At 67.8% G+C, this 14,855-nt stretch carries 16 protein-coding genes and 1 pseudogene; 8 read left to right on the top strand and 9 right to left on the bottom strand.

Translation table 11 applies throughout. From position 1 onward, the window contains the following. Positions 1–441: 441 nt before the first annotated feature. Positions 442–885 (bottom strand): VOC family protein, encoded by a 444-nt coding sequence (locus ABGB17_RS38335; RefSeq protein WP_347639218.1) that lies wholly within the window; start codon positions 883–885, stop codon positions 442–444. Positions 886–973: 88 nt separating this feature from the next. Between ABGB17_RS38335 and ABGB17_RS38330 the strand changes: the two genes are divergently transcribed. Together ABGB17_RS38330 and ABGB17_RS38325 are read left to right on the top strand one after the other, a co-directional pair. Then, entirely contained in the window at positions 974–1,423 is a 450-nt protein-coding gene (locus tag ABGB17_RS38330; RefSeq protein ID WP_347639216.1) for a helix-turn-helix domain-containing protein, read from the top strand. Positions 1,424–2,063: 640 nt separating this feature from the next. Further along, positions 2,064–2,264 (top strand): annotated as a pseudogene (locus tag ABGB17_RS38325) (helix-turn-helix domain-containing protein); the annotation flags it as partial. Positions 2,265–2,651: 387 nt separating this feature from the next. Here ABGB17_RS38325 and ABGB17_RS38320 read toward each other — a convergent pair. After that, positions 2,652–3,086, bottom strand: coding sequence for a DUF5980 family protein (locus ABGB17_RS38320; RefSeq protein ID WP_347639214.1), 435 nt, complete (start codon positions 3,084–3,086; stop codon positions 2,652–2,654). Between the two features lie 301 nt (positions 3,087–3,387). Further along, positions 3,388–3,783, bottom strand: coding sequence for a MerR family transcriptional regulator (locus ABGB17_RS38315; protein ID WP_347639212.1), 396 nt, complete (start codon positions 3,781–3,783; stop codon positions 3,388–3,390). Between the two features lie 56 nt (positions 3,784–3,839). On the opposite strand from ABGB17_RS38315, the gene ABGB17_RS38310 reads away from it, so the two are divergent. Then, a complete protein-coding gene (locus ABGB17_RS38310; protein WP_347639210.1) occupies positions 3,840–4,790 on the top strand; it encodes an SDR family NAD(P)-dependent oxidoreductase in 951 nt (316 codons plus the stop codon). A 373-nt stretch (positions 4,791–5,163) separates the two neighbouring features. Here the strand turns inward: ABGB17_RS38310 and ABGB17_RS38305 are convergent, their stop codons facing one another. From ABGB17_RS38305 to ABGB17_RS38295, 3 genes are all read right to left on the bottom strand, one after another. After that, positions 5,164–5,469 (bottom strand): hypothetical protein, encoded by a 306-nt coding sequence (locus ABGB17_RS38305; RefSeq protein WP_347639208.1) that lies wholly within the window; start codon positions 5,467–5,469, stop codon positions 5,164–5,166. Positions 5,470–6,072: 603 nt separating this feature from the next. Continuing rightward, positions 6,073–6,444: a YciI family protein gene (locus tag ABGB17_RS38300; protein ID WP_347639206.1), complete on the bottom strand. Its 372-nt coding sequence runs from the start codon at positions 6,442–6,444 to the stop codon at positions 6,073–6,075. A 169-nt stretch (positions 6,445–6,613) separates the two neighbouring features. Beyond that, positions 6,614–7,450: a helix-turn-helix transcriptional regulator gene (locus ABGB17_RS38295; protein WP_347639204.1), complete on the bottom strand. Its 837-nt coding sequence runs from the start codon at positions 7,448–7,450 to the stop codon at positions 6,614–6,616. 491 nt (positions 7,451–7,941) lie between these two features. On the opposite strand from ABGB17_RS38295, the gene ABGB17_RS38290 reads away from it, so the two are divergent. The 4 genes from ABGB17_RS38290 to ABGB17_RS38275 all read left to right on the top strand — a co-directional run bounded on the left by ABGB17_RS38290 (position 7,942) and on the right by ABGB17_RS38275 (position 10,969). Next, the gene (locus ABGB17_RS38290; protein ID WP_347639202.1) at positions 7,942–8,184 is read left to right on the top strand and encodes a hypothetical protein; all 243 of its coding nucleotides are present in this window, start codon (positions 7,942–7,944) and stop codon (positions 8,182–8,184) included. 105 nt (positions 8,185–8,289) lie between these two features. Then, the gene (gene lgt, locus ABGB17_RS38285; protein ID WP_347639200.1) at positions 8,290–9,186 is read left to right on the top strand and encodes a prolipoprotein diacylglyceryl transferase; all 897 of its coding nucleotides are present in this window, start codon (positions 8,290–8,292) and stop codon (positions 9,184–9,186) included. A 147-nt stretch (positions 9,187–9,333) separates the two neighbouring features. Then, a complete protein-coding gene (gene sigJ / locus ABGB17_RS38280) occupies positions 9,334–10,305 on the top strand; it encodes an RNA polymerase sigma factor SigJ (RefSeq protein WP_347639198.1) in 972 nt (323 codons plus the stop codon). Positions 10,306–10,462: 157 nt separating this feature from the next. Then, on the top strand, positions 10,463–10,969 hold the full coding sequence (locus tag ABGB17_RS38275; protein WP_347639196.1) for a carboxymuconolactone decarboxylase family protein: 507 nt from the start codon (positions 10,463–10,465) through the stop codon (positions 10,967–10,969). A 113-nt stretch (positions 10,970–11,082) separates the two neighbouring features. On the opposite strand, the gene ABGB17_RS38270 is transcribed toward ABGB17_RS38275, so the two are convergent. Both ABGB17_RS38270 and ABGB17_RS38265 read right to left on the bottom strand, forming a co-directional pair. Continuing rightward, positions 11,083–12,540 carry an SMP-30/gluconolactonase/LRE family protein gene (locus tag ABGB17_RS38270; protein ID WP_347639194.1) on the bottom strand — a complete coding sequence of 486 codons (1,458 nt, stop codon included), beginning with the start codon at positions 12,538–12,540 and terminating at the stop codon, positions 11,083–11,085. A 316-nt stretch (positions 12,541–12,856) separates the two neighbouring features. Continuing rightward, a complete protein-coding gene (locus ABGB17_RS38265; RefSeq protein ID WP_347639192.1) occupies positions 12,857–13,534 on the bottom strand; it encodes a hypothetical protein in 678 nt (225 codons plus the stop codon). 61 nt (positions 13,535–13,595) lie between these two features. Between ABGB17_RS38265 and ABGB17_RS38260 the strand changes: the two genes are divergently transcribed. Further along, a complete protein-coding gene (locus ABGB17_RS38260; RefSeq protein WP_347639190.1) occupies positions 13,596–14,324 on the top strand; it encodes a MerR family transcriptional regulator in 729 nt (242 codons plus the stop codon). Positions 14,325–14,356: 32 nt separating this feature from the next. Here the strand turns inward: ABGB17_RS38260 and ABGB17_RS38255 are convergent. Beyond that, on the bottom strand, positions 14,357–14,855 hold a 499-nt coding region (locus ABGB17_RS38255), incomplete at its 5' end, for a hypothetical protein (protein ID WP_347639188.1).

Here is a 14,855-nt window from a genome sequence, read left to right as displayed (position 1 = left end):
GGTGCGGTTCAGCATCGGCTCGTGGTCGGAGCTCGCCCACCTGAAGGACGGCGCGGCCACGGTCACGCTGCCGGAGGATCTGCCTGCGGGTACCCGGACGGTCAAGGCCGAGTACCTCGGCTTCGACCACCTGAAGGCGTCGGAAGGTACGGCGTCGTTCGAGGTGCCCTCCGGCCCGAACGCCGACGCTGGAACACCCGGATCGAACTCGCCAACGCCATCTCGAATACCTGGAGATCTGGCACAACCGGCAACGGCGTCACAGCAGCCTGGGCATGCTGACCCCGATAGAGTTCGAGAACACGACCACCGTGGCATGAGATCCAGTAATTCAGCTCCACGGATCCCGGGGCACACCGAAGTCTCCACAAAACCCGGCGCGGTTCATGCGGCCAGAGCCCGAATCTGTTCGTCGGTCACGGTCGTGCTCATGATGTCTCCTTACTTCTCGATGCGCTCGGCCAACGAGACGATGATTCCTTCGGGCCCGCGGACGTAGGCCATCCGCCAAACGCCCTCGTATTCGCCGATGCCTCCCACCAGGCCGTAGCCGTCGACTGCGGCGTGGCCGACCGCAGCTTGGAGGTCGTGCACCTCGAAGGCGACGTTGCGCAGGCCCAGTTCGTTGGCCGGTGCGGCAGGCGAACCTGGGAGGTGGTCCGGCCGCGTGAAGCTCGAGAGCTCCAGCGTCGTATCTCCGCCGGGCGGTCGCAGCATGACGATCTCGGTGCGGGCGTCGGTCATGCCGATCACCGTGTCCAGGAACTCGCCTTCGACGGCCATCTTCCGATCGGCCTCCAGACCGAGGCTGACGAAGAACGCCGTCACGGCGTCGAGGTCGGCGACGGTGATGCCGACGTGGTCGAAGCGCCTTATGAATGTCATCGGATCCCTTTCGAGGTTTCTTTAAGAGACGCTGAGAAAGGTAACACTCTAGGTTCCGTAAGGGAACCCCACTTGCTAGATTGCTGCCATGCAGCGAACGCGGTTCGGGGAGATGGCGTGTTCCATCGCGCGTACCTTGGACGTGATCGGCGAGCCCTGGTCGCCGCTGATCCTGCGCGACGTGTGGGCCGGGGTGCGCCGCTTCGACCACATCCAGGCCGACCTCGGGATTTCCCGCAAGGTACTCACCGAGCGGCTCAACCACCTGGTCGAACAGGGTGTGCTCGAGCGGCTGCCCTACGACGCCCGCCCCCGCTACGAATACCACCTCACCGCCAAGGGCGCCGACCTCGTCGAGATGCTCATGGTGATGGCGCGGTGGGGTGACCGCTGGCTCGCCGGCGAGGCCGGGCCTCCCGTCCTGTACCGCCACCATGCCTGCGGGCAGATCGGCCACGTCGACCCGCGCTGCAGTCACTGCGGAGAGCCGATGCACGCCGACGACGTCGACCTCCTCCCAGGCCCGGGTTCGGCCTGATGACCAAAGGCCGTGACGCCGACTTCCCCATCGTGACCTTCGATCGGGGCCCGTTCGCGCACGAGGAGAAGCAGGTCGACGCCGCGCTGAGCACGGTTGCCCGTCGTGTCCGCCTGCGGCGATCCAGGTCAAACGCCGCCGCACCGATCACAGGACCGGCAAGACCACCATCGTCACGATCTACGCCGTCACCAGCCTCCCACCGGGCCACCTGATCGGCTGGACCAACATCGCCGCCACCAACGACCACGACAGCAGCCATCCCGCCGATGGACTCCAGCTACTCGGTCTCACGACATGAGAACGCTTCGGCCCTGGCACTCCTCTCGCCACGACTACAGCGAGAGATCAAACCACAACAAAGATCATTCTGTTAGGAACTCTTACCCGTCTCCGGGACGATGCGCACGGCACCTGCCCGAAACTTCGGATCGAACCGTCGTCTCGACTCTCCCACGCCCAACCCTTCTTAGGTTAGGTCTCCACGGTAGGAGGGGAAAGCCACTACTGCGGCCTGGGTGGATCCGGCGTGAGCTGCCCCATCGGCCTGACCACCGGCGAAGCCTGACCCGCACCCTCGAACCCCGCAGCTACGCCTCACACGAAGTCGGATACCGCGCGGGTCACGACCGACGAGCAGCGCGGCGCCATGAGCACGGTGCGTTGTCGGTCGGCGATGATCCTGCTGGTCTCGGCCGGCGGCAACCACCGTGCCGGTGATCGCTCGGCCGGTGCAGGCCGATGAGGACACCGTGCGCGACGTCATTCACCGCTTCCGCGAGGTCGGACTGGCTTGCCTGGACCTCAGTGGGCGGGAGGCCATCCCCGCCCGCTGAGACCTGGGCGTCAACCACCGGCGCAAGGGCATCGACCCCACCTACTGGGCCGCCCTGAAGTTATCCGCGCCCTCGCACGGAAGGCGATCTATGCGATCTCGGGCAACCTTTCGGCGCACAAGAACTGGCGCATAAGCGCGTGGGCCAACAAGTACTAGGTCAGCTGCTGTTCACTCCACTGTGCCCGTATCTGCAGCGAGAAAGGCATCCGATGGGGCGGTAGGGCTTTGCCCGAGTGAAACTTTCACCCACCCTCAGCGATTGTTTCCGGTCACAGCACTGGCTAGCTCCCGTTTCCGCGCGTCATCAGTTCTGAGTTGTGCCGATTACGTCGGATGTCGGACTGGTCATAGCGGCTGGCTCATGACTGAGCTGCACGTGCGAAGGCGAGGCTAGTAGCAGCTCTCCTTCACGTTGATGGTGACGGGAACGGACTGGGTCTCCGTGCGGTCCGAGGCAGTCAACAGAGGGGTGTACACCCCGACAGGGAGCGGCGGGATCGAGATCTGGACGAAGCCGTTTATCGTTGTCGAGCCGTCGCTGGGGTCGGGGTAATTGGATCCGGGGGCGATCGGTGTGCCGCCCGCGCTGGTCGAACCGGGGGGAAGGTTCTGCAGTCCGATCTGGACGGTCGTCGACCAGGTCCCGACAACCGCGGCTACGAAGTACGTGCCGGGGTGGCCGCCGCTCGACGTGACGCAGATCCGCTGTTGGAAGTCGCGCAGTTCCCACGTCGCGGCCGAGGCCGGTGTCGTGCCGGACAGGGCGAGCGTCAGCCCGGCGATCGCGCCGAGTGCCAGCCTGGCGGCACGGTGGATCGTTTTCACGGCTGCCTCCATGGTGTCTGTGCTTCGGGCCTTGCTTACATCGTCAATTATTGACAGTTAAAGGACCTGTAGCAAGTTTCTGTTCTGCTTACGAAACTTTCATCCTCTGGGGGCGCATCTCGTCGAAGCGGTAAAAGGGCGGCGGCTTTCTCGTGCCCCGGCTGATCGGCTGGAGGGAGCCGATGGGGTGAGCATGACATGCGGTGCCTCATCGCCCATAGGCGGCACCAGCGTGAGCTGTGCCATCGGCCCCACCATCGGTGTGCTGCGGCGCATTTTCGGCACAGCGGATGCGTTTCTGTTACCACGGATCTCCGGACGCGCCGACGGCGAGGTGTCGCTGATAGGCGGCCACCTTGTTGTTGATGAGGTCGAGACAGGCGTGCAGTTTTGCGAGCTGTTCCTCGATGTGGAGCTGGTGGCCGCGCAGTAGTTCGAGTCGTTCGGCCTCGTTACCGGTGCCCTCGCGGACGAGTTGGGCCAGTCGGCTGATCGTCGCCAGTGGCATGCCGGATGAGCGGAACTTGACGCAGTTGGTCAGCCATTCGACGTCCCATTCGCTGTACAGTCGGCGGCCTTTCTCGTCACGCCGGACCTCGCCGGCCAGGAGTCCCTCACGCTCGTACAGCCGTAGAGCGTGCACGCTCAACCCGGTGCGGCGCGCCACCTCGCCGATGCTCACATCCGTGGTCTCCATCTTCCGGATCGTAGGGCGTTGACCTAGACCACGGTCTAGCACCTAGCCTTCCCGGAATGGCGGATCACACGACTTCTGGCGTGAACGGCGACGGATTCGGTGCTACGAGCACCGCCGACGATGTTCTGGTCGGGATCGATCTCAGTGGCAGGACCGTGGTCGTCACCGGGGGGTACTCCGGTTTGGGGCTGGTGGCGACCCGTGCGCTCGCCAGGGCTGGGGCTCTGGTGGTCGTGCCGGCTCGGCGGCCCGATGTGGCGCGGCGGGCACTCGCCGATGTGGAAGGGGTCGAAGTCGGCGAGCTTGACCTGGCTGACCTCGGCTCTGTCCGGATGTTCGCCGAGCGGTTCCGCCGCGGCCACAACACCCTCGACATCCTGATCGCCAACGCCGGGATCATGGCCTGTCCGGAGACGCGGGTGGGGCCGGGCTGGGAGGCGCAGTTCGCTACCAACCACCTGGGCCACTACGCGCTGACGAACCTGCTGTGGCCCGCTCTGACGGCCGTCGACAGGGCCCGGGTCGTCGCGGTCGCCTCTGGGTACAACTCGGACTGGAGCATCCGCTGGGATGACGTGGGGTTCGCTCGCAGCTACGACAAATGGGCCGCTTACGGCCAGTCCAAGCTCGCGAACATCCTGTTCGCCCGCCACCTCGACAGGGTCGGGCGAGCGCGCGGGGTTCACGCCTTCTCGGTGAACCCCGGCTGGGTCCTCACGCATCTGCAGCGACACCTTACGGCCGGTGAGATGGCCGCCGCCGGCTGGATCGACGCCGACGGAAACCCGGTGCCGGGTCTGTTCAGAACACCTGAGCAGGGGGCGGCATCACTGGTCTGGGCCGCGACCTCGCCCCTGCTCGACAAGCACGGCGGTGACTACTGCGTCGACTGCCGCATCTCACGGGACGGCCCGACGGACAGTGGCGAGGCGGCCCGTTTGTGGGCGCTCTCGGCCCGTCTCACCGACCTGGATGTCGCCGCTCCTGATTCGCGTCAGGACGGTTGATCTCTGGATGAGTTCCGATCGCCCCATCGGTAGGCCTATTGCCGCAAACGAACGGCTACCACCAGCGGTGGGCCGGCACCTGCCGGTACCTGCTGGTGCGGCACGGCTCCGAGGGGCGAACGGTTGCGTCTGATTCTGGCCATCACGGGATCGGTGCCAGGGGTTACGAGGGATACGGACTGCCACTGCTGATGGTCGGTCCCGCGATCGTGTGGTGACGGGCAGCGCTTCTAGTGGTGCGCGGGGGCTGGGACGCCCAGAGACGTCGGCCGATCTGCGGCACACAGGAGGTCAGGATCAGCGTTTTGGGGCTGCCGGCGCTGGGCTTCCCGACGGTGAACAATCCCGGCGGGGCCGATCTGCTGCACCTTGATCAGTCGACGCACGTCGCCTGGTGGGTGGACTGGAAGACCCATGTGCCGCCACCCGGAGAAGAATAGATCATCCTCGTGTTGTAGGTCCCAGGGGTGCAGTCGTGGCCGACCGCGAGGACGGCCTGCCGGGCCCGCTGTTCGGCCGCCGCCACCCCGGCGGCGTAGGTGCTGCCTGCCCCCGTAGCAGTGGCGCTGCGGGGAGTGTCATAGCCGTCGGCGTGGGCGGCCGCCGGTACGGTGACCAGGCCGACCGCCACCACCGCTGAGGCGAGGCCGAGCCGACGAAGCCAAGTGAATTTGTCCATGCTTCTCCTTTGGTGGACGGGCGTATGAACGATCAAGACAGATCTAGTGCAGACCGATGCGGCGCGGTATTGACCGATCGGTCACAAGAATCTGGCGACCGTTGCCGTGATGGAGCACATGGCCAGTAGGGCAGCCGCTGTGTGCAGGATGAGCTGGGACGACGCGCCCCACTCTGATCGATCTTGTGATGGGATGCGGCGCAACGCGAGTAGCCACTGATGGCCATGGGTGAAAAGTGCACGACCGGAAGGGGCTGCTGCCCTCATCGTGGAGGCAGCGCGGGTGCGGCGGAACCTCGAGGAACTGATGAGCGCACTGGCGTCGGTGTCCACCACCGTGAGGTCTGCGCCCGGCTTCTCTGGACACACCCGGGGCCTCTGCTCGTACCTGTGACATGTCGAACGGTGGTCGACACGCACTTGTGCAGATGAGCGGACACACTCGCCGCGATGGGTGTGGCTGTCGCTCCACTGGAAGATCAGTGGTTATGGGATCCGGCCAGGCACGGGGACCGGGCTTCGCCCCACGCCCGATCCCCGGGGTCACCGCCTCGCGCGTTCAACGTGGTGCGTCTTCGTCGATCAGACGTCGTGGGGATGTCATCATCGCCTGTCAGCCTGGCGGAGCATCGCGTCTGTTTCGGGGTCGGGCATGAGTTCCCGGACCTCTTGCGCACAGCGGCAAGCGGCGGCGGTCTTGGCGGCCCACGTCAGCGCCTCCTCGCGTGAGGCGACGTCGACGACCATGAACCCGCCGATGACCTCCTTGGTCTCCGGGTAGGGGCCGTCGGTGACCATCCCGTCCGTGGCCACGACGCTCGCCCTCTGCCTTTCCAGCCCGGCGGCGAACACCCACACGCCGGCGTCCACGGCCTCCTGGACCACCGCGTGCGAGGCCTTGCCCACGTCGGCCCAGTCCTCGTCGGGGATGTGGTCCATCGCGCCGTCATCGAAGGAGATCAAGTACCGCGTCATCCCATGACTCCCTTGTCCTGGCGGCCACGTCCGGCCGCCCTCATCTGTTCTACGAACGGCCGGCCCCGGATTCGACGCCATGCCACAAAAATTTCTTGCGTGGGCTGATGCGGAGCTGATCGGCTTCGGCGGCCGGGGCGGCCGCGGCGTCGGTGAGGTGCGTGGCAGGTCAGGGTGCGGTGTGAGGTTGCGGCTCACAGTCTTCGCCGGCGTCCGCGATGACTTTGAGGAGGTGGATCCGCTGCTCATGCCCGGCCTTGGGGGTGAACACGATCATCAGTGGTCCCGGCGGGGGCTGTAGCGGATAGGCGTCCCATTCGACGGCGATGTCACCGACGCGGGGGTGCCGGATGGTCTTCGTGCCGTGGGCCACTTCCCTGACGTCGTGCCGGGCCCACAGCCGGCGGAACTCGGGGCTGCCGATGCTCAGTTCACTCACGACCGCGACGGCACGTGGATGATCGGGGTCGGTGGAGATGGCGGCACGCAGTATGCCGATGTAGTCCAACGCCATGGCTTCCCAGCCGGGGCACCGCGGCCGGAACTCCTCATGGAACAGCGTGAGGAGCAGGTTGCGCCGGTCCGGCGGAAGCTCGCGAGGGTCGCCGAGCAGCGCCGCGGCCAGAGCGTTCCATGCGAGCACGTCGAGGTGCCGGGTGGCCACGAGAGCCGGCAGGTCCAGCGCCGTCAGGAGCAGCCTGGTGTTCCTCGCCACCCGGTCCGCGGCATGGAGGACCGGCAGTCGTGGCCTGCGCGCCAACTGCGCCAGTCTCATCAGGTGACGTCGTTCCACCTCGTCCAGCCCGAGCGCGTCGGCGATCGAGTCGAGTATCGCGTCGGAGGGACGCACGTTCCTGCCCTGCTCCAGGCGCTGGTAGTAGTCGGTGCTCAGCCCGGCCAGTGCCGCGACCTCCTCGCGCCGAAGTCCCTCGACCTTCCGCCTCTGGCCGGGCTCCAGCCCGAGATCCTGCGGAGTCGTCCTCTCGCGCCGGGAGCGTAAGAACATCCCAAGCTCCCGGGCCGCTGCCCGCTCGTTGCCCATGATTGAAGTTTGCATTACCGCCGCGCGGCGATCTCGGTTCCAGCGCAGTCATGGTTCTCCGGGATGCTCACCGTTCGAAGTCCGTCTCCCGGTGTCTTCGGCCATGGCCCCGTGGAAACACGTCGAGCCCGCCACGACGATCTTCTGCATATCCACTGAAACATCACCGAGGTCCGCGTCGCGCCGCGAGCCGTCGACCACACCGCCGGCCGGCGGCTCCGGGACGTGGCCAGGAGCCTCACCGGCATCGACCACCTGCAGGTTTCTCCGGACGACCCCTGCGCCTTCAGGCTGGCGCCCTGGCGCGGGACCACAGTCTCTTTGGTGGGCATGCCAAACCGAGGTTCAGAAGATCCAGGGAGCCCTCCCTCACCGACCTCTACCGTCGGCGGTACAGCATTCAACTCGCCGTGGGCTCCTGATGCCCTCAACACCCGATCGACGGGAGTCGAACCGTGAAACTCGGAACGCGCATCGCCTTCGTCGCAGCCGTCGTCGTCTCCAGCGCCGGCCTGCTCGCCGTCCCGGCGCAGGCGGCCACGCTGATCAGCACCTTTCCGAACAGCGAGTACGGCAGGGTCTTCTGTGGTGCCGTGGAAAACCACTTCGAGGAAAGAAAAGCCGAGAGGGAAGGGCACTCCGGGGACTGGTACTACTGCGAGCAAACACCCAGTGGGTGGTACCTCTACGAACGATGAGTGGTCCCGACCTTCCGCTTCGTCTGTGCCGCGTCACGTCGTCGAAGGTTTGCGATCAGGTCACGAAGTCGGCCACGTGGCCTCACGTTGACTAGCCTCACCGGCATGGCCCTCGCCTCGATACCTAGCCCCTCCGAAGGCGTCTGGTATCTCGGATTCATCCCGATCCGCGCTTACGCATTGTGCTTCGTCGTCGCGATCGCCTTCGGCGTCTGGCTCAGCGAGCGCCGCTGGCGCGCTCGGGGTGGTGAGAAGGGCACGATCAGCGACATCGCGGTCCCCGGAGTGATCTTTGGTCTGATCGGCGCTCGGCTCTACCACGTCATCACCGACTGGCAGACCTACTTCGGCCCGCGCGCGATCAAGGAGCCTTACCAGGCGCTGTTCATCTGGGAAGGCGGGCTCAGCATCTGGGGCGCGGTCGCCCTGGGGGGTGTGGGGGTGTGGCTGGCCTGCCGCCGGCGGGGGTTGTCTTTGGGGGCCGTGGCCGACACGGTCGCGCCGGGCATCGCGTTCGGGCAGGCGATCGCCCGGTGGGGCAACTGGTTCAACCAGGAGCTGTACGGCAGTCCGACCACGTTGCCGTGGGGTCTGGAGATCGACCAGGCCCATGGCGGCGAGCCAGGCGTGCTCTATCACCCGACGTTCCTGTACGAGTCGCTGTGGGACGCGGCCCTCGGGTTCGCACTGATCTTCGCCGGCAGGCGGTTCACGCTGCGCCATGGCCGCCTGTTCGCCCTCTACGTCGCCGGCTACACGTTCGGGCGGTTCTGGATCGAGGGGCTGCGGATCGACCCGGTGGGTGGAGTGGATCACGCGGTGACGCTTCTGGGGCTGCGGATCAACCAGTGGACCTCGATCGTGTTGTTCGTCGGCGCGCTGGTCTATCTCTGGGTGACGCGTGCCAAGGGCACCGAGCCGATCATGGTGCCGGCCTCACCACACAAGGCCTCGGAGGAGGAGAACGGCGGGGAGGCCTCCGGTCCTACCGGGAGCACCTGACCGACATGTCGTGAGCCTCCCGGATACCCGTGACCGTGCTGACGGAAGTACGCCGGCTTGTTGGGAAGCGGCGGGGAACAAGCGGTCTGCGACGTGTGAGAGGGGACGCGTCGGCCTCACATTTCCGGGGGCTGTCTCGTCGGATCGGTGAAGGTGGTCGCACCGAGGGGAGCCGACGACGTCATGACCAGCCCATCCGAGTCAGGGCCTGATCCCAGGCAGATCGCGATCATGGGCGAGCGGGGTCAGCTGATCAATCTCGCGTACCGGTTCCTTGGGTCCCTGGCCGAGGCCGAGGACGTGGTGCAGGAGACCTACGCCCGTTGGTTCGCGTTGTCCCGGCGACAGCAGGAGGCCATCGAGTCTCCCGGCGGCTGGTTGACCAAGGTCGCGAGCCGTATCTGCCTGGACCTGCTGGGTTCGGCGCGGGCGCGGCGGGAGCGTTACGTGGGTGAGTGGGTGCCGGAGCCGCTGCCCGAGCGTACGGAGTGGATCGACGGGCGGCCGGGTGGCGCCGCGGCCGATCCGGCGGATCGCGTCACTCTCGACGAGTCGATCAACATGGCCTTCCTCGTCGTGCTCGAATCGATGACTCCGGCCGAGCGGGTCGCGTTCATCCTGCACGATGTCTTCCGTTACTCCTTCGCCGAAGTGGCGGAGATCGTCGGCCGTACCCCGGTGGCCTGTCGCCAGCTGGCCTCGTCGGGCCGGCGTCGCGTTCGCGCGTCGCGGGCTCCCGCGGCTTCGGCGGCCCGGCGTGCCGGCATCGTCAGGGACTTCAAGCAGGCGTGGGAGGCCAAGGACATCGAGGCCCTCATCGGTCTCCTCGATCCCGGCGCCACGGTGATCACCGACAGCGGCGGCCTGGTCGACGCCCTGCTCCACCCGATCGAAGGCGGCGAGCGTATCGCGCGCTACGCCGTCGAGATCGTCGGCGGGACACCCGGCCTGACGATCCTGGAGCGTACGGTCAACGGCCAGCCCGGTCTGGTGGTACAGCAGAGCGGCGTCACCGTGACGGTGATGGCTTTCGACGTCGCGGGCGACCGGATCACGCGCGTCTGGGCGGTACGCAATCCCGACAAGCTCCGGCCGTGGGCAGTGGGGCCACGACAGTAGGCCCCCCGGCGCGCCGGCCGTCGAAGCCGTGACGACAGGTACGCGACGCGCCGGGCCCGGCGGCTGCCTTGGCGCCGGCCACTTCGGGACGGGCCGAGCCCCACCGGGCCGCGATCTTCAGCAGCACCGTTGAAATCCAAGGAAGGGAGACCTCACGATGTCCACACCCACGACGACCGAGCAGGACAACCTCCGGTCGCGTCTGCCGGACCCCGCCCAGTTCATCCCCGAGGTGGGAGCAGTCGCCGCAGCGATGGCCAAGGCGATCCAGAACGGGGCGATCCCGCAGACCACGATCAGCCTGGTGCAGCTGCGTGCCGGGCAGATCGTCGGCAGCACGTACCACACCGTCCGCCAGACCGGGATTCTCCGCGAGGCCGGGGAGACAGAGGAGCGCGTCACCGCCGTGGCGTCATGGCGAGACGCCCCTTACTTCACCGACGCGGAACGGGTCGCACTGGAGCTCGTGGAGGCTGTTCTCACCCCGAACCCGCTCGGGGAGCGGGTTCCCGACGAGATGTACACACGGGCATCCGTGCACTACGACGACAAGGCTCTCTGGACGCTGACCATGGTGATCGGCCAGATCTGCTTCTTCATCCCCGTCGCTCTCATCGCCAAGCCGATCCCCGGTGAGGCACTCGGCCGGAATTACCGCAGGTAACGCTCGACAGAGGCGAGGGCATCCCCAAGCGGCGTCTGACCCTGTTGACACGGGCCGCACCACGTCCAGGTGCGGCCCGTAGGTATGTGCGCCGTTCGCGAGATACGCGAAGGTCAGTACGGCCAGCCGGGGACGTTCAGGTGGACGCGGTAGAGGCCGAAGTTGCCGGTGTTCCCGCCCCGGGACGGCGTGCCCGAGGTGATGTACAGCGTCTGGCCGTCGGGGCCGCCGAAGGCGACGTTGGTGGTGTTCAGCCCGGCGGAGATGGTGCCGAGCTTCACGCCGGACGGCGCGAACACGTGGACCTTGCCGTCGGTGAAGGACGCCTGGTAGAGGTTGCCGGCACAGTCGATGGTCGCGCCGTCCGAGCCTGTCAGGGACGCGAAGTCGGTGCGCGGGCCGACGCTGCCGTCGGTGTTGACCGGCCACTTGTAGACCCGGCCGGTGCCGTTGCCGCCGACGTAGAGCGTTCTGCCGTCGGGGGAGAGCACGATGCCGTTCGGCTGGCGGATGGTGTCGTCGATCAGTGAGACGACGCCGTCCTTGACCCGGAACACGCCGGTGCGGCCGGACATCTGGTCCGGGCGGTTGGCGCGCTGGAAGTTGGGGTCGGTGAAGTAGACGGTGCCGTCGGCGCCGACGGTGAGGTCGTTCGGGGAGTTGAACGCGCGGCCCTGGTAGGAGGAGGCCACCACGCCGCGTGTCCGGTCGGGCAGGCGGAAGGAGGAGACGCTGCGCTGGTCATGCGTCGCGGCCAGCAGCGTGCCGCCGTCCCGGCTGAGCGCCAGGCCGTTGCTGCCGGCGCCGGGGATGAAGGTCTGGAAGGTGTCCGGCTCGGTGAACCGCAGCACGTCCGAGGGCTGGACGCCTTCCGTCCCGGTGCCGTCGCGCATGGACGACAGCAGCAGGCTCTGGGTGGTGGCGTCCCAGACGGGGCCCTCCAGGAAGTTGAACCCGTCCCGGATCTTGGTGGCGGTGACCGACGCCGACGGCAGCGGGTTGGGGTAGCTCGTGCCCGGCGTGCACGGCCCGACGCCCGGACGCGGCACGCCCGGTGTGGGGGTGACGGTCGGCGTCGGGGTTGGGCTGACCGTCGGAGTCGGGGTGACCGTGGGGGTGGGGGTGACCGTGGGGGTGGGGGTGAGGGTCACGGGTCCGCTGCACATGAAGCCGTTGAGCCAGAAGGTGTTGGGTAAGGGATTGGCGCCGGTGATGTTGGCGGTGAACCCGATGCCACTGACCGTGGCGTTGGTGGGGATGGAGCCGTTGTGGCCCACGTTGACAGCGGACACCCGCGCGCCGGACTGCGTCCACGTGGCGTTCCAGCCGGACCCGATCCTCTGGCCGGAGTCGGGGAAGTCGAATTCCAGCTTCCAGGTGCTGACCGGGTCGCCGAGGTTGGTGATGGCCACGTCGCCCTGGAAGCCGCCGCCCCATTGACTGACGATCTTGTAGGTCACCTTGCACCCGGCGGCGGCCGCGGCCGGCATCGTCACCGCTGCGACTCCACCGGTGACGACCAGCGCGGCGGCCAGTCCGGCCGCCGCGACGGTGGCGAGACTTCGTCTCATCAGGAAGTCCTTTCGGGGGACGACGATGGGCGAACTGCCGCCCGTGTCAGAGCGCCGGTCCGGGGGCGGGAGCCACCGGTACGCCACGCGGCGCCCCGCCGACCGGGCATCCCGAAATTAACCGCTTAAGTGTGCGGGTCGCGATCGGCCGTCCGATGCGGCGTTCGCCCTGTGAGACGCGACGTGATCACCTTTCGCGCGGCGGCCGGTCGCGCGTCGTGCCGACGGCCGCCTCAGCCTGGGGGAACGCGACCGCCCGTCCGTCCGGCGGGCCGATCGGCGGCCGGAAGGAGCCCAGGCCACGCCGCTGAAACGTTCAGCTCACGTCGAGGTTCCGCCCGCGCGCAAACCTCCAGCCGAGGACCCCGTACCAGATCATGACGGGCAGGTGGAGGGCGTACCCGAGTCGTTCCAGCGCCGCCGTAGGGCCGTCGAGCCCGGTCGTCCACGGAAGCGCGACCGCGGCCAGGCCGCTGAGCACGGCGATCACACCGGCGACACGCAGGCCGGGAGGCATCGGGATGCCCATCGCGCCGGCGGCGGTGGCGGCGACCCACAGCAGCCCGGCCAGATCGACCATCCATTTGGCGGTGAGCAGGACCGCCGAGGCCACTGTGGCGGCCGCCGGGGCCGCGGGGCGGGCGGCCAGCTGGGTCAGCGCCAGGTTCCCGGCGTCATGGAGCAGGCCGGACAGCCCGGCACCGGCGAGCAGGCCACCGGCGAGCGTCACCAGGTACGGTCTGGGCGTCCGCGCCGTACCGGCAGCCATCACCAGCCCGGCGGCGGTCAGTGCCAGCCAGCCCACCACGTCCAAGGCCAACTCGGTCAGGTGCAGTCCGGCATGTTCGCCGACCGCGGCCAGCACGGCGGCGGGATCGGACGGACTCAGGGTCAACCCCGATGGCACCACGACGGCCGCACCGGCGATCATGGCTACCTGGGACGTCAACAGCAGCACACCGGTGAGCCGGCACCGTGGGTTCGGATCAGTCATGGACAGCGACGGTAGGACCCTGACGCAGGGACAAGGTCAACGTCCTGGGAGAGGGGACGTCATGTGGCGGATCGGTCAACTGGCGCGCATGGTCGGCGTGTCCGAACGCACCCTGCGCCACTACGACAAGATCGGAATCCTGGTTCCCGCCGCGGTGGACCGCACCACCGGCTACCGCTGGTACGGCGTGGCTGAGTTGTCCAGACTCGAACGCATCCGCGGACTACAGCGCTTCGGCCTGCCACTGCGTCAGATCGCCGAACTGCTGGACGCCCCCGAGACGCATCTGCGGCAGGCGCTGACCGAGACCGTGACGAACCTCCGGCGTGACATCGCCACGCTGGCCGCGACCGCGGCCCACGCCGAGGACCACCTCGCCACACCGATGTCGATCCTGCCTCAGCAGGCCACAGTAGGCCCGCGCCGGCTGCGCGTCCGCCGCGTGCGGCTCCACCACCCGTCCGAACTCGGCACCATCTGCCCGGCGCCTCCGGCGACCCTGTTGACATGGCTCCGCGGGCAGCCGACGGGCGCGTTCGCCGCCGCGGTGACCACTCGTGGCACCGGGGAGCAGCTTTCCCTGCCCGCCCGCACCGTCGTACGAGCCGTGGTTCCCCCCTCGGCGGGCGTGGTCCGTGCCGGAGAGGACCTGTTCGGCTGGCTGCACCGCCACCAGCTGACCATCACCGGCCCCACCGTGGAAGACCACCTCATGGACGCCGACGGCGCGCACGCCGTCGTCCTGGAGGTCACCGTAGATCCACGGTGCCGCGGCGCACACGCCGCTTGACCGTTCCCCGGCCCGGGGCGGGGCGCTGGTGGTCATCGGATGCCGGTGCAGCGGGGCATGTTCGGGACGGGATGGGTGGGGGCGGTGACGTGTTCCGCGGCGACGTAGCCCCAGCCTTGCCAGCGTTCCTTGCGGGGTTCTGAGCGGTCGCCTCGGGTGTAGTACCAGACTCTTCCGCCGTCGGCTTGGACGCGGCCGAGGTTCCAGCAGATGAACCAGCTTTTCGGGGTGTCCAGGGTCGCTATCTTCTCGGTGCTGTCGACGTCTCGGTAGAGGGGGGTGTCGGGACGGTTGACGCAGACGAAGTCCCTGGTCCAGACGTGGCCGGCTTGTCTGGCGTCGATGTGCTGGACGCCGGTGCGGTCGGTGCACGCGTGGGCGCTCTCGGCGTCGGCCCGTAAGTCGGGGCCGGGGCGCCAGATGAGGATTCCGGCGGTGAGCAGGGCGGCCGTCGCGGCCAGGGTCCACCATGTGCGTCTCTTGCGCAGGAACGGCGGGTAGGCGCGGGTGGGCGGGGGTGGAGGGTCAGGG

It is taken from the genome of Sphaerisporangium sp. B11E5 (assembly GCF_039871875.1).
In the GTDB taxonomy this organism is placed as follows: domain Bacteria; phylum Actinomycetota; class Actinomycetes; order Streptosporangiales; family Streptosporangiaceae; genus Sphaerisporangium.
The sequence above is the reverse complement of the archived record's forward strand: the minus strand, read 5'-3'. Positions and strand labels throughout refer to the sequence as shown.

Bases quoted from the DNA above. Each gene is read 5' to 3' on its own strand.
- ABGB17_RS38265 (WP_347639192.1), bottom strand. From the start codon at position 13,534: ATGACTGATCCGAACCCACGGTGCCGGCTCACCGGTGTGCTGCTGTTG.
- ABGB17_RS38305 (WP_347639208.1), bottom strand. From the start codon at position 5,469: ATGGACAAATTCACTTGGCTTCGTCGGCTCGGCCTCGCCTCAGCGGTG.
- lgt (WP_347639200.1), top strand. From the start codon at position 8,290: ATGGCCCTCGCCTCGATACCTAGCCCCTCCGAAGGCGTCTGGTATCTC.
- ABGB17_RS38310 (WP_347639210.1), top strand. From the start codon at position 3,840: ATGGCGGATCACACGACTTCTGGCGTGAACGGCGACGGATTCGGTGCT.
- ABGB17_RS38260 (WP_347639190.1), top strand. From the start codon at position 13,596: ATGTGGCGGATCGGTCAACTGGCGCGCATGGTCGGCGTGTCCGAACGC.
- ABGB17_RS38300 (WP_347639206.1), bottom strand. From the start codon at position 6,444: ATGACGCGGTACTTGATCTCCTTCGATGACGGCGCGATGGACCACATC.
- ABGB17_RS38330 (WP_347639216.1), top strand. From the start codon at position 974: ATGCAGCGAACGCGGTTCGGGGAGATGGCGTGTTCCATCGCGCGTACC.
- ABGB17_RS38315 (WP_347639212.1), bottom strand. From the start codon at position 3,783: ATGGAGACCACGGATGTGAGCATCGGCGAGGTGGCGCGCCGCACCGGG.
- ABGB17_RS38270 (WP_347639194.1), bottom strand. From the start codon at position 12,540: ATGAGACGAAGTCTCGCCACCGTCGCGGCGGCCGGACTGGCCGCCGCG.
- ABGB17_RS38295 (WP_347639204.1), bottom strand. From the start codon at position 7,450: ATGTTCTTACGCTCCCGGCGCGAGAGGACGACTCCGCAGGATCTCGGG.
- ABGB17_RS38275 (WP_347639196.1), top strand. From the start codon at position 10,463: ATGTCCACACCCACGACGACCGAGCAGGACAACCTCCGGTCGCGTCTG.
- ABGB17_RS38335 (WP_347639218.1), bottom strand. From the start codon at position 885: ATGACATTCATAAGGCGCTTCGACCACGTCGGCATCACCGTCGCCGAC.